Genomic DNA, 13,412 nt, shown 5'->3' with positions numbered 1-13,412 from the left:
GCCTGCGATCTTTGGGAAAGGTCTGACTTACAGGGTGAGCGGACTGCGCTAACGTCCCTTCTTCATTCGAGGAGGGACGTGCCATGTCGACTGTTTCCGGCTGGTTACGCGGATGGTTGCTGCTCGCTGGCTTGAGCCTGTCGCCGGCAGGACTGGCCGAAGTGCTGCTGGAAAATCAGCTGTGGCGGGTGCAGGTCGATCCTGCGACGCTGGCTGTGCGGGTTGAATCGGCCGGCGCTCCACCAGTGCAAGCTTCGGCAGGCGTGCTGCGGCACAAGGTCAGCGGGATGGTCAGGCGCGGCAATCGCATCGATTGGCAATGGGACGATGGGCGCTGGGTCCTCAGCGTTGACCTTGATCAGCGTGACCTGAGGTTTTCGATCACCGCCAACGCGCCCTCGGAAATCGAGTTTATTCATCAGCCCGCCAGTGCAATGGGTCAGGCGCTGATCTGGCCGCTTGCCGAAGGTCGCTACGTGCCGCGCGGTGACCGGGTGTGGCAAAAATTCCTCCTCGCGCAGGGCGCGCTCGATACCACCCAGGACTTGAGCCTGCCGCTTTGGGGGATGGAGTACGAGAATTTCAGCCTGCACTGGCTACTGACCAACCCTTACCACAATCAACTGCGCTTCAAGGCCAGTGACGATGCGCTGGGGCTGTCGGCGCGGCATCGATTCACCTCGCTTGAACCCTCGAAGCCACTGACCTTCAGCCTGTTTCTCGGTGCTGTCGATCCCTTGGCTGGCGCCCGGCGCTACAAGCAGTGGCTCGTCGATAGCGGCCGATATGAACCTTTGCCGGACAAGTTGATGAAGACCCCGCAGGCCGCGAAGCTGATCGGTGCCGCGCATGTCTATCTGTGGGGCAACGATCTGCTCGGTCCCGACGACGTGCGCAACTGGCCACTGCTGGTTGCCCGGTTGCGCGGCTCGGGATCACTTGTCAGTGAGTTACGTGCGGCGATGGATAGTGAGGTGCTTCGGTCGATCGCCAGCGAGACCGTACTCAATCAGTATCAACAAACGGCGCTGTTGCGCAGCCTCAACCGGGCGCTGAACACTCAGGCGCGCAAAAACTGGCAGACCGGCGCGGCTGCGGACATGCAGGTGCTGGTCGCCGGTTATGCCGAGGTCCGCGCGCAACTGGCCGCTGTCATGACTGATGCGCTGACCGCTGATCCTTCGCGCTGGGGACGCACCTTGTCGCGCCGGACCATCGAACGATTGCAGAGCGCCGGGCTATCGCGATTATGGCTTGGGCTCGGCGAGGGCTGGGAAGGTGGACTCTGGCATCCGGAGGCGGTGCGCGCCGCCGTCTCGGCGGGGTATCTGATTGCTCCTTATGACTCCTACGAAACCGCGCTGCGCCGGGACGAAAATCCGGACTGGACCACTGCACATCTCGGCGATCGGGCCAATACCGAGTGTGCGATTGTGGAGGAAAACGGTGCGCTGAAAAGCGGGTTTCAGCAGTCCGGCCACTACACCGATCCGCGTTGTGTACGGCCGTTGCTTGAGCGGCGCATCGATGCAATCCAGAAGTTCGCCGGCTTCAACAGCTGGTTTGTCGACGCTTACGCCGCTGGCATGCTGTTCGACAGTTATCGCCCCGGCGCGCCGATGACCCAGGCGCAAAATGCCGCGGGCAACATCGCAGCGTCGCGCTGGATCAACGAGGTGTTGCAACTGCCGAGCGGCTCCGAGGATGGCAATGCCACCACCGCTCAGGGAGTCTTGTTTGCCCATGGCATGCAGACGCCGGTGATCGGTTGGGGCGATCCGGACATGCTTGAGCCGGGCACAGCGGACTTTTTCGTCGGCCAGTGGTACCCACCGGAGCAGCCGGCGGTGTTCTTCAAACCGACCCGGTTGAAGGCTGGCTACCGACGCGTGCACTTCTCCCCCGTCAACCGTTTACCGCTTTATCAGGCGGTATTCCACGGCTCGGTCATTACAAGTCACCACTGGTTGTTCGATAACCTGAAATTGAGCGACGTGCGGGTGGAAAACGAGCTCACCCAGTTGCTCTACAACGTGCCGCCGCTGTACCACCTGAGCGCAGCCAGCCTTGATCAGCGCTTGCCGTTGATTGTGCGTCAGAACCAACTCTTTCGTCCGCTGCACGAACGTCTGGCGACGCAGGCGCTGACCGCTTTTGACTGGTTGAGCGAGGACCGCCTGCTACAGCAGACGACGTTTGCCGACGGCACGCGGCTTCTGGCCAATTTCGACGCCGCTCCACGCAATTGGCAGGGCCGGACGTTATCGGGACACAGCCTGACTGCGCTGTTACCCGACGGCAGCGACAGCCAGTATCAGGTCCAGGCGGCGCCCTGACTCAGGCTTTGCGCCACACGCTCGCCAGCCACGGCTGCTGCTCACGCGGCAACCCGGCGGGACGGTAGTAATGCTCAAGCTCGACAAAACCCGCCGCCGTCAGCAGCCCGCGCCAGGCCTCCAGATCGTGATAAGAGCCGTAGCGCGGGCCGTTCCAGCCTTCCCGGTTGTCCCCGCGCGGATTGGAGCTGAACAGCACACCACCCGGTTTCAAGGTGCCGTGCAGTTGCCCTAGCACTTGCGGCAACACCTGCAATGGCACATGAAACAGCACGGCATTGGCGAAGATCCCGTCGAAGCGCTCCGCCGGCAGATCAAGTTTGAGAAAGTCCTGCTGCCAGACTTCGCAACCGCTGTCCTCGCGGGCCATGCGCGCGAATTCCTGCGAGCCATCGAGGCCGATCGCGATGTGGCCCATGCGCGTGAAGGTCCGCAAATCCCGTCCCGGACCGCAGCCGAAATCGAGAATCGTCAACGGCGGCTCAGCCTGAATGTGGCGCAACAGGGCTTCGATATTCTGGCTGACATCGTGGTCGCGAGTGCCTTCACGGAAATCCTCGGCCACCGAGTTGTAGTGACCGAGAGTAGTGGCGGTGATCTGTTCGAGGTCGCTGGGCGTTTGCTTCATGATCGATGCTGTGTGGGCGATGAGAGAGCGGACTATAAGCTTTTTCACCGGCAAAAAAACGCCGCCTGCGCTGGGGACAGTGCAGGCGGCGATGAATGCCAGGCTTCAGTGCTGCTTCGCGCCCAGACAATCGATCGAACGGTCCATCATCGCCTTGGCCATCTCCAGCAGATGCCAGACCGAGAACACCATGGCTCGATCCGCGCCCCCGAGCTGGTCACCGCATTGATGGACGGTCACCGAAGCGCAGCGCAGCAGATCGGCAACATACAACTGGGCGTCCTCCAGCGTCACATCTTCGCTGATGCTGTAGACGCGTTTCTGTCCCGCCAACGTGACCTGATTGCCGGCCAGGTGCGAGTCGACGGCGCGGCACAGTGCAGAGCGATCCTTGAGCAAATCCTCGGTGAACCGCTTGCTGGAGGTAAGGCTGAGTGGCGGATCGGCAAGATTTTTTTCCATGGGTAAACTCCTGACTTCAAGTGGGAGCCAACCATTTCGCGACTAAACGAGCAGGACGGCAGCTGCACGAGGATCAGTCGCCGGCCGGACAACTGAATCCAGTCACCGCAAAACAGTGACGACCGGAGATTAGCTACAGGATATTTCGGGTACAAGCGGGCAAAATATTCTAGGAATCGTCCTGCAAACCCGCGTGGTTGGGGATGGCGAAACGATAAATTCTTCGTAGGAAGTGTCTGATTATTGCGAAGGGCGTTGCCCAAGATATCGCGATCAGATGGGTCTGGTTGATGGCCACCTGCCGCCATCGACCTTAGCGTTTATTCAGCCCTAGCGCTAGCCCGTCTGAATGACCGCATGGGGGCGCAAACCTGAATGCAACTGGTAGTTCTTACAGTATCGGAACAGAGAAAACGGGTTCAGGCTTGGAGTATTGACACCAGGGACTCGCCTAGCCGTGAACACCCACCATGACACCGCCACTCCGACCTTATCGGTCATTGACCCGCGCGCACTGGCGGTTCGCAGCGTTGCCTATTACCGACACCCGGATAAAGCCGACATCGAATCGCGCATCACCCGGCAGGTCTTCGATGAGGCAGGGCGCCAGGTAGCGTCGTGGGATCCGCGCTTGTGGGCCGTTGCGCCGAAATCGAATCTAGCCACGACTTATGCGATGGGCGGCCAGGCGCTGCTTACCGACAGCGTCGACGCCGGTTGGCAGGTGCGGCTGTTGAATGAGGCGGGTTCGATATGTTCTGGCTGGGATGCGCGGGGCAGTCAGAGTCATCGCCAATACGATGATCTGCAGCGACCGCTAGCCCTCACCGAGCAGGCGCACGACGGGCAGTCTCGCGTGGTCGAGCGCTGGATCCATGGAAAAGCCACCGATGATCGCGCGCTGCACAACCAGTGCGGTCGACCGATCCGCCACGACGACCCGGCCGGCAATCGGCACTTCGATGACTATGGTCTCGGCGGTGCAGTTCTGGTGGAGTCGCGAAGCTTTTTGACCGAGCTTGAGACGCCCGACTGGCCACTCGATCCCGACCGGCGGGATGACTATCTCGAGGAAACCACCTACGTCACCCGACAGACTTTCACTCCAACCGGCGACTTGCAGCATCACACCGACGCGGTTGGAAACCTCAGAACGCAGCATTACAACGTCGCCGGGCAATCCTGCGCGACCTGGCTGTTGCAGACCGGCGAGGGCAGGCAGCCGAAGTGCCTGGTCAGCGCCATTCGCTACAACGCGCAGGGTCAAGTCGAAAGTGAAACGGCCGGCAACGGCGTCATCGCCCGTGCCCAATACAGCCGTGATGACGGCCGATTGCTCAGACTCGTGGCCAGTGTCGGCACGCATCCTCCGCTGCAGGATCTGAATTACGCCTACGATCCGGTGGGCAACATCATCAGCCTGCAAGACAAGACTCAAGTCGTGTCCTGGTTCAACAACCAGCGCATCGATCCGCTCAGTCGATATCGCTACGACAGCCTTTATCAACTGGTCGAGGCCAGTGGTTGGGAGGTCAGCCAGCCCAGCCATGGCCCGGCCTTGCCGGATCTGCTGCCAACACCGCTGGACCCCAATCAACGGCGCAACTACACGCAGAAATTCGACTACGACGCAGCGGGCAACCTCATCACTCACCATCACAGCGGTGCGCCGGGTTTCTCGATGTACACCTCCCATCGCAGCAACCGAAGCCTGATGCAGCGCGACGATGGTTCCTTGCCCGGGGAAGCGGAGATAGCGCTGGGATTTGATGCGGCGGGCAATCAGTTGGAGTTGCAACGCGGTCAGGCCATGTACTGGAACGTACGCAATGAGTTAAGCCGGGTTGTGTTGGTGAAGCGTGCGAATGAAAGCGATGACTACGAGTGTTATGGCTACGACGAGCCGGGCCATCGGTTGCGTAAAACGACTGTCAGCCAAGCGTCCGGTCAGACGCTGACGGTAGAAGTTCGTTATCTGCCGGGGCTCGAGATTCATCGCGAAGTCGATGGTGTCGAGCGACATGTCGTCAGTGTCGACACCGGGCGCAATCGGGTACGACTGCTGCACTGGCCAAACGGGGTGGAAGGCGACCAACTGCGTTACAGCCTCAGTGATCATCTTGGTTCCAGCACGCTGGAATTAGATGATGGTGTGGGGATTTTGACTCAGGAGCACTATTACCCGTTTGGTGGCACCGCGTGCTGGGCGGGTAAAAATGCATTGGCGGCGAAAAACAAAACGATTCGTTACTCAGGCAAAGAACGGGATGCGACCGGTCTTTACTATTATGGCTATCGTTATTACGCGCCGTGGTTACAGCGGTGGGCTGGACCAGATCCTTTAGGCGTCGTTGATGGATTAAATATTTACCGGTACGTCGGCAATCATCCGATCAGTTATTCGGATTTGGACGGAAGGTCGCGTGACAAGCCCAAGATCAGCAGTCCTGAAGCTGCAGAACCGGTGATGCATGCGTTTTACTCAGATAACGTTAGTGCTCTTAAAGAGTGGAGCAGTATCGAGCCTAATTTAGCCATTGTTCACACTCTCAGATTAAATGATCCTTACTATCCAAAGCCCAGCATTTTATTAAGCGAAAGTGCAAATACGCTTTTTTCTTCTTGGGACGCGATAAGCACCTCGTTGGTTGATTTCAGAGACCGTGATACAAAAATCATAGAACGCGTTGGTGTCGGAGGAGAAACTCAAGTAGTCGATGAGCTACAAATATATTCTTCATCCAAAAAAATTACTCGCGGAGAAATAGCGTTTGTGCTGAATGTCAGTCCTTCCAATATTATTGGAACCTCGCCAGTTGACGCTTTTTTCCCTAATCATATCGGTGCTGGCGAAAAATCCATTGAAGGCAAAGGGGCGCTGGCAAAAGCCGTGTTTTCCGGACAGTTGACCGTGCCTGGCGCCAAAGACGACGTGGATACCCATTACAAAATTATCACTCCAAAGCAGCTGATAGAAAAGCAAAAAGAAATGGAAAATATACGCCCATATAACGAAGTTATTGTTATGGGCAGAGGTGGTGTGACCATGCATCAATTCATGCCCGCATCGCGGGATATAACGGTAAAAGAAATTGTTATATTGCCGTTAGGTGAATTGCGATTGGTAAATGGACGACCGGAACTTCCCGAATATTTGAATCTTGCAGTAGAGAGTATTAGGCGCGCCAACCCGGAATTAAAAATCTCCATTCGATGACTATCGCAACTTGCTGCAGGTTAGCCCGCGTGAAAGACTTTCAATTCACGCCTACGCGGCTAGAAGTCCATGTTTTCGGCAATCAATTTTTCGATACCGATTTTCACCGCTTGTTCAACCCCCGCGCCAACCGATCCCCACCCAACTGAATCACCGCCACCAACGCCACCAGCAAGACAATCACCGTCAACATGATCTGGCTGTCGAAGCGCTGATAGCCGTACCGATAAGCGATATCCCCCAGTCCGCCAGCGCCAATTGCCCCAGCCATGGCCGACGAATTGATCATTGTCACCAGCGTGATGGTGAACCCCCCGACGATCCCCGGCAGCGCCTCGGGCAGCAGCACATGCCAGACGATATGCCAGCGTCTGCAACCCATGGCCTGCGCGGCTTCAATCAGACCATGATCGACCTCGCGCAGACTGACCTCGGCGATCCGCGCGAAGAAGGGCGTTGCGGCGATTGTCAGCGGCACCACAGCGGCCCACACGCCGTAGGTGGTGCCGACGATCAGGCGGGTGAACGGAATCAGCGCGACCATCAGAATCAGGAATGGAATCGAGCGGAACAGATTGACGAAGGCGCCCAAGGCGCGGTTCAGCAGCGGCGCTTGATAGATCCCGCCCTTGTCGCTGGTTACCAGAATCACCGCCATGGGAATGCCCACCAGCAGCGCGATCAGTGACGACACGCCGACCATCAGGAAGGTGTCGATAAAACCTTGCAGCAAGCGATCAAACCACATAACCCAATACCTCCACCCGTTGCGCCCAGTGCCCGGCGCGTTCACGCAATTGTTCGGCGCTGAAAGTCGAGCCGCTGACGGCCAGCAACAGCTGCCCCAGCGCATGACCCTGGATCCGTTCGACACCGCCCTGAAGCAGCTTCACCCGGCCACCCAATGCAGCGAATAACGCGGCCAGATCCGGCTCGTCTGCCGCACTGCCGGTGAACTGCAAACGCAACACCACCGCCGCATCAGCAGTCGTCGATTGCGTCTGCAAACGGCTTTGCAAGTCTTCCGGCAGGGCGTGCTGCAGCGGAGCGAGCAAGGTCTGGCTGACTGCGTGTTGCGGATTGCCGAACACTTGCCACACCGGCCCTTGCTCGACCACATGGCCGTGTTCGAGGACGACGACGCGGTCGCAGACCTCGCGGATCACCGCCATCTCGTGAGTGATCAGCACGATGGTCAAGCCGAGGCGTTTGTTGATCTCGCGCAGCAGGCCGAGGATCGACTGCGTGGTCTCCGGGTCCAGCGCCGACGTCGCTTCATCGCAGAGCAGAATGTCCGGGTCATGCACCAGGGCGCGGGCGATGCCGACACGCTGTTTCTGCCCGCCGGAGAGTTGCGCCGGGTAGGCCTTGTGCTTGCCTTGCAGGCCGACCAGTTCGAGCAGTTCGCGAACCTTGTTGTCGCGTTGTTCTTTCGGCACGCCGGCGACTTTCAGCGGCAATTCGACGTTCTGCCAGACGGTCTTGGCCGACATCAGATTGAAGTGCTGGAAAATCATGCCGATACGCCGGCGCAGAGCGACGAGGCGGTCTTCATCGAACTCGCCAATGTCGACCTGATCGATCAGCACCCGCCCCGACGTTGGCTGTTCCAGGCGATTGATCGTGCGGATCAGCGACGACTTGCCGGCGCCGCTGCGGCCGATGATGCCGAACACTTCCCCGCGCTGAATGGCCAGGTCGATGCCCTGCAACGCCGCGACCGGGCCTTGCCGGCCGTTGTAGGTTTTGCCCACGCTGATAAAGCGTACATGGGCGCGATTCAACTCGGGATGCAGCTCGGTTTTCTCGGCATTGTGTGGCTCTGGAAGCTCCAGTCGCCGTTGGATCGCGGCGCTCATGCTCAGCTTTCCCAACCGGCCTGATAGAGCTTGCCGTGGGCTTTATCCAGTGCCGCGCGGACGGCCGGCGAATGCTGGTAAATGTCGACGAACTTGATCAGGCGCGGGTCGGTTTTGCTCTTCGGCTGGATGACGAACTGGATCACGTATTCCTTGTGATCGAGACCGTCGAACAGCAGCGCCGAGCCGGCATCGAAGGTCTTCGCCAGTCGGATATAGGCCGGGTATCCCTGGACCAGGTCTGCGTCATCGTACGCGCGCACCAGTTGCACGGCTTCGACCTGAAGGATCTTGATCTTCTTCGGGTTGGCGACGATGTCGTCTTCGGTGGCCTTGTAGCCGACCCCCGGTTTCAAGGTGATCAACCCGGCCTTGGCGAGCAATTGCAGGCCGCGACCGCTGTTGATCGGGTCGTTGGCGATGGCGACGCTGGCGCCTTCGGGCAGCTCATCGAAGCTTTTGTACTTCTTCGAGTACAGACCGACGTTGTTGATGATCCCCGGTGCGAACGGCACCAGGTCGAAACCGGACGCGGCTTTGGCATTTTCCAGGAACGGGATGTGCTGGAAGTAATTCACGTCGATATCACCAGCGGCGAGGCTGACGTTGGGCGCGATCCAGTCGGTGAATTCCACCAGCTCGACTTTCAGGCCCTGTTTGGAGGCCTCTTCGACGGCGGCTTCCAGCGGAATCGCAAACGCGGCGGTGGTGCCGATTTTCAGCGGCGCATCGGCAGCGAATACCGCCGAGCTGAACAGGCCGAAGGCCAGGGCCAGTGCTTTGACTGGGTGGGTCAGGATTTTTTTGGTCATGGTGGTTTTTCCAGTCAGTGCATGAATTTGTTGTGCCGGGGAGGGCCTCTTCGCGAGCAGGCTCGCTCCCACAGGGGTACGCATTTCAAATGTGGGAGCGAGCCTGCTCGCGATGCTTTTAGTGGCGATACTCGGAACCGGTGTGTTGCTCGGGCAACTGCGCCTCCCCGTGAAACAGCTTTTCGCGCAAGGTGCCGTCGTCGTACGCGGTCTTGTACGAGCCGCGCCGCTGCAACTCGGGAATCACCAGTTCGATGAAATCGACATAGCTTTCCGGGGTGACGATGCGGGTCAGGTTGAAACCGTCCAGCCCGGTTTCGGCGATCCACGCTTCCAGCTCATCCGCCACTTGCTCGGGCGAACCGACCACGGTGATGTAACGACCACCGAGGGCGTGCTGGTCGAGCAATTTGCGCCGGGTCCAGTCGTTGTTTTGCAGGTTTTTCGTCGCCGACTGAATCGCGTTGCTCTTCACGTACTGGATCGGTTCGTCGATTTCGTACTGGGCAAAGTCGATGCCGGTGGACGCGGAAAAGTGCGCCACACCGGCCTCGGCACTGGCATAGCTGAGGTACTCGGCATGTTTGGCCCACGCCGCTTCTTCAGTGGCGCCAACGATCACGTTGAGGCCCATGAACACCTTGATGTCTTCAGGATTGCGTCCGGCTTCGACCGCGCTGGCACGGACCTTGTCGACCTGCACTTTGGTCGACGGTTTATTCTGGCCGCTGATGAACACGCATTCGGCATGACGCCCGGCGAAGAGCAGTCCGCGATCGGAGCTGCCGGCCTGAAACAGCACCGGCGTGCGCTGCGGTGAAGGTTCGCAGAGGTGATAGCCCTCGACCTGATAGAACTCGCCCCTGTGCTCGACCTTGTGCACTTTTTCCGGGTTGGCGTAGATGCGCTGCTCCCGGTCATTGAGCACCGCGCCGTTCTCCCAGCTGCCTTCCCAGAGCTTGTACAAGACCTGCAGGTATTCTTCGGCCTGGTCGTAGCGGCGGTCATGTTCGACCTGTTCGCGCAGGCCCATGGCTTTGGCGGCACTGTCCAGATAACCGGTGACGATGTTCCAGCCAACGCGACCGCGACTCAGATGATCGAGCGTCGACATGCGCCGCGCGAACAGATACGGCGGCTCGTAAGTAAGGTTGGCGGTGAGGCCGAAGCCAAGGTTTTTCGTCACCGCGGCCATCGCCGAAACCAGCAGCAGCGGATCGTTGACCGGCAACTGGATCGACTCTTTCAGCGTCACGTCGACCGAGTTCTGATAGACGTCGTAGACACCGACGATGTCAGCGATGAACAAGCCGTCGAACAGCCCGCGCTCAAGCAACTGCGCGAGTTCGGTCCAGTACTCGATAGTGTTGTAACGGGTCGAGGTGTCGCGCGGATGCGTCCACAAGCCATGGTTGATATGGCCGATGCAGTTCATGTTGAACGCATTGAGCAGAATCTTCTTTTTCGCAGCAGCCATCAGATGGTCCCCCGCAGTGGCGGCTTTTCATCGTTGAGGTAGTAGTTGCCCACCGCATGATATTTCCAGCGCACCGGATCATGCAGAGTGTGCACCCGGGCGTTGCGCCAGTGCCGGTCAAGGCTGTGTTCACTCAAGGTGGCTTGGCTGCCGGCCAGTTCGAACAGCGTACTGCCCGCGGCGAGGGAAATTTCCGTGCTGATTGCGCGGGCTTCGGCCACCGCGATCGATGCGGCAGCGACAGTGTCAGCATTGGTTTCAGCTTGCGCGGCATCAAGGAATTCGCCGGCGCGTTCGAGCAAGGCTTCGGTGGCGTTCAGACGAATGCTCAAGTGGCCAAAGCTCTTCAGCGTCAACGGATCTTCGGTGGCCTTGTCGTGGCCGGAATCGATCCACGGCCGGGTCTTGCTGCGCACGAAATGCAGCGCATCTTCGTAAGCGGCGCGAGCAATGCCGGTGTCGATGGCGGCGTGGAGAATCTGCGCCAGCGGCCCAACCGTGGTCGGGCGTTCGAAAGCACTCTGGAACGGCAGCACGTCTTCGGCCGCTACATACACATCTTCGAACACCACTGAGCCGCTGCCGGTGGTGCGCTGGCCGAAGCCGCTCCAGTCGTCGATCACCGTCAGGCCTTTGCTCTCGCGCTGGACGAAGGCCAGTTGCTGTACGCCGTTTTCATCGACCACCGACGTCGGGATGCGCTGCGCGTAAATCGCCCCGGTCGAGTAGAACTTGCGCCCGTTGATGCGATAACCAGCGCCGTCGCGGGTCAGGCTGGTAACGCGGTCGTGAGCGGTTTTGGTGCCCAGTTCTGCCAGCGCATTGCCGAAGCGTTGGCCGGCGAGGACCTCGGCGTACAGGCGCTGTTTCTGTTCTTCGCTGCCATTCACGCGCAGCACTTCCAGTGCGTAGAAATGGTTCTGCGGAATCTGTCCCAGCGAGCCGTCGGCCTGGGCGATCAGGGCGATGACTCTGGCCAGGGTGACGTTCGATACGCCGGCGCCGCCATATTCTTTCGGCACGCTGATGCCCCACAGGCCTGAGCGGGAAAACACTTCGAGCTCTGCCAATGGCAGGCGGCGTTCGCGGTCGCGCAGGGCGCTGTCGCGTTTGAAATCTTCGGCCAGATCGCTGGCGACAATCAGGGCTTGCTCATCGCTGGTGATGACCGCGACGTGATGGGAAAGCGTCATGTTTTTCCTCCAGATGTCTGGTCGTCTCAGATCCAGGAATGGCGAGCCGGTAAAGTGCCGTTGAGGCGATAGGCGCCCACCGCGTGATACTTCCAGCGCACCGGGTCGTGCAGGGTGTGCACGCGGGCATTGCGCCAGTGGCGATCGAGATTGAATTCGGCGAGGGTCGCGCGGCTGCCGGCCAGTTCGAAGAGCTTTTCGCTGGCCAGCAGCGAGATCTCGGTGGTCAGCACTTTCGCTTCGGCCACGGCAATCGAAGCACGAGCAGCGGATTCGGCAGTCAGCGGTGCCGCATGAACCTGATCAAGCACTTGCCCGGCCTTGCGCAGCAGCGCTTCGGCGGCGTGCAGTTCGATTTTCAGTTTGCCGATGTCGGCGATCACGTAGAGGTCATCGCTGGCGCGCTCGACTTTGGCGTCGATCCATGGCCGTGCGCGGGTTTTGACGAACTCGATGGCATCGTCGATGGCGCCACGGGCGATGCCGGCGTCGATGGCCGCTTGAATCAACTGCGACACTGCGCCTTGGGTGTTCGGCTTCTCGTTGATCTTCCAGTTGTCGATGACCAGGCTCGACTCGACGCGCACGTTGTTCAGCAAAATCGTGCCGCTGGCGGTGGTGCGCTGGCCGAAGCCCGACCAGTCATCGACGATGCGCAAACCCGGCGTGCCGCGACGGACGAAGGCCAGCACTTGCTTGCCCTCATCGTTGAGCGCTTTCACCGCGACCCAGTGCGCGAACAGGGCGCCGGTGGAATAGAACTTCTGACCGTTGATCACGTAATCGTCGCCATCGGCGCTGATTCGCGCCTTCAGTTCCAGGGTGTTTTTCGTACCGCGTTCCGGGCCGGCGTTGCCGATGCGCCAGCCTTCCAGGACACTCTGGAACAGCTGTTTTTTCTGCGCTTCGGTGGCGCTGCCGAGGACCAGATTGATGATGCCGAACTGGTTCTGCGGGATCTGCCCGAGCGCCGGGTCGGCGGCGGAAATGATCGCGAATACTTCGGCCAGCGTGACGAAGGAAACCTGCGGGCCACCGTATTCACGGGGTATGGCAATGCTGCCCAGACCGCTGCGGGTGAACTGTTCGATTTCCGACCAGGGCAGCTTGCGCTGGCGGTCGCGTTTGGCCGCCTGGACACGGGCGACCTGCGCCAGGTCTTGGGCGGCCTTGATCGCTTGAGCATCGTTGCGCAGTACTTGCGCGGGCAACAACAGCGGGGCGATGTCCAGATCGGACTGCACGTCGGCATCTGCAAGACTGGACATCAGTGCCGCTCCCTGGCTGCACGCAATGCCCTGGCGATCTGCACTGGGGTGATTGTGTTCCGGACCATACCTACCTCACATCTCATGAAAAACGCCGCGAAGTGCGACGATTGAAAGAATGTCCGGTGGTCCGGTGCATATACCCTAAGCGCGTATAAAA

General features: G+C 59.7%; 10 protein-coding genes. 2 read left to right on the top strand and 8 right to left on the bottom strand.

Going from position 1 to position 13,412, the window contains the following annotated elements; translation table 11 throughout:
• Window positions 1-83 precede the first annotated feature (83 nt).
• Window positions 84-2,336, top strand: coding sequence for a glycoside hydrolase (locus tag GXB78_RS02185; protein WP_329513962.1), 2,253 nt, complete (start codon window positions 84-86; stop codon window positions 2,334-2,336).
• Between the two features lies 1 nt (window position 2,337).
• On the opposite strand, the gene GXB78_RS02180 is transcribed toward GXB78_RS02185, so the two are convergent.
• Together GXB78_RS02180 and GXB78_RS02175 are read right to left on the bottom strand one after the other, a co-directional pair.
• On the bottom strand, window positions 2,338-2,964 hold the full coding sequence (locus GXB78_RS02180; protein ID WP_329513961.1) for a class I SAM-dependent methyltransferase: 627 nt from the start codon (window positions 2,962-2,964) through the stop codon (window positions 2,338-2,340).
• A gap of 105 nt (window positions 2,965-3,069) precedes the next feature.
• Window positions 3,070-3,426: a DUF6124 family protein gene (locus GXB78_RS02175; RefSeq protein ID WP_041477463.1), complete on the bottom strand. Its 357-nt coding sequence runs from the start codon at window positions 3,424-3,426 to the stop codon at window positions 3,070-3,072.
• 457 nt (window positions 3,427-3,883) lie between these two features.
• Between GXB78_RS02175 and GXB78_RS02170 the strand changes: the two genes are divergently transcribed.
• Window positions 3,884-6,643 (top strand): RHS repeat domain-containing protein, encoded by a 2,760-nt coding sequence (locus GXB78_RS02170; RefSeq protein ID WP_329513960.1) that lies wholly within the window; start codon window positions 3,884-3,886, stop codon window positions 6,641-6,643.
• A 103-nt stretch (window positions 6,644-6,746) separates the two neighbouring features.
• Here GXB78_RS02170 and GXB78_RS02165 read toward each other — a convergent pair whose 3' ends face one another.
• From GXB78_RS02165 to GXB78_RS02140, 6 genes are all read right to left on the bottom strand, one after another.
• On the bottom strand, window positions 6,747-7,391 hold the full coding sequence (locus GXB78_RS02165; protein WP_027611182.1) for a methionine ABC transporter permease: 645 nt from the start codon (window positions 7,389-7,391) through the stop codon (window positions 6,747-6,749).
• Window positions 7,381-8,502 (bottom strand): methionine ABC transporter ATP-binding protein, encoded by a 1,122-nt coding sequence (locus GXB78_RS02160; RefSeq protein ID WP_329513959.1) that lies wholly within the window; start codon window positions 8,500-8,502, stop codon window positions 7,381-7,383. Before GXB78_RS02160 ends, GXB78_RS02165 begins: the two co-directional genes overlap by 11 nt.
• A 2-nt stretch (window positions 8,503-8,504) precedes the next feature.
• Complete coding sequence (locus GXB78_RS02155) at window positions 8,505-9,314, bottom strand: MetQ/NlpA family ABC transporter substrate-binding protein (protein WP_329513958.1); 810 nt, start codon at window positions 9,312-9,314, stop codon at window positions 8,505-8,507.
• 118 nt (window positions 9,315-9,432) lie between these two features.
• Entirely contained in the window at window positions 9,433-10,791 is a 1,359-nt protein-coding gene (locus tag GXB78_RS02150; RefSeq protein WP_329513957.1) for an LLM class flavin-dependent oxidoreductase, read from the bottom strand.
• Window positions 10,791-11,984 carry an SfnB family sulfur acquisition oxidoreductase gene (locus GXB78_RS02145; protein WP_329513956.1) on the bottom strand — a complete coding sequence of 398 codons (1,194 nt, stop codon included), beginning with the start codon at window positions 11,982-11,984 and terminating at the stop codon, window positions 10,791-10,793. Before GXB78_RS02145 ends, GXB78_RS02150 begins: the two co-directional genes overlap by 1 nt.
• A gap of 26 nt (window positions 11,985-12,010) precedes the next feature.
• Window positions 12,011-13,252, bottom strand: coding sequence for an SfnB family sulfur acquisition oxidoreductase (locus tag GXB78_RS02140; protein WP_329513955.1), 1,242 nt, complete (start codon window positions 13,250-13,252; stop codon window positions 12,011-12,013).
• Between the last annotated feature and the right edge of the window lie 160 nt (window positions 13,253-13,412).

Source organism: Pseudomonas moraviensis subsp. stanleyae (assembly GCF_036283065.1).
In the GTDB taxonomy this organism is placed as follows: domain Bacteria; phylum Pseudomonadota; class Gammaproteobacteria; order Pseudomonadales; family Pseudomonadaceae; genus Aquipseudomonas; species Aquipseudomonas stanleyae.
This window is presented reverse-complemented; position numbering and strand designations above follow the sequence as displayed.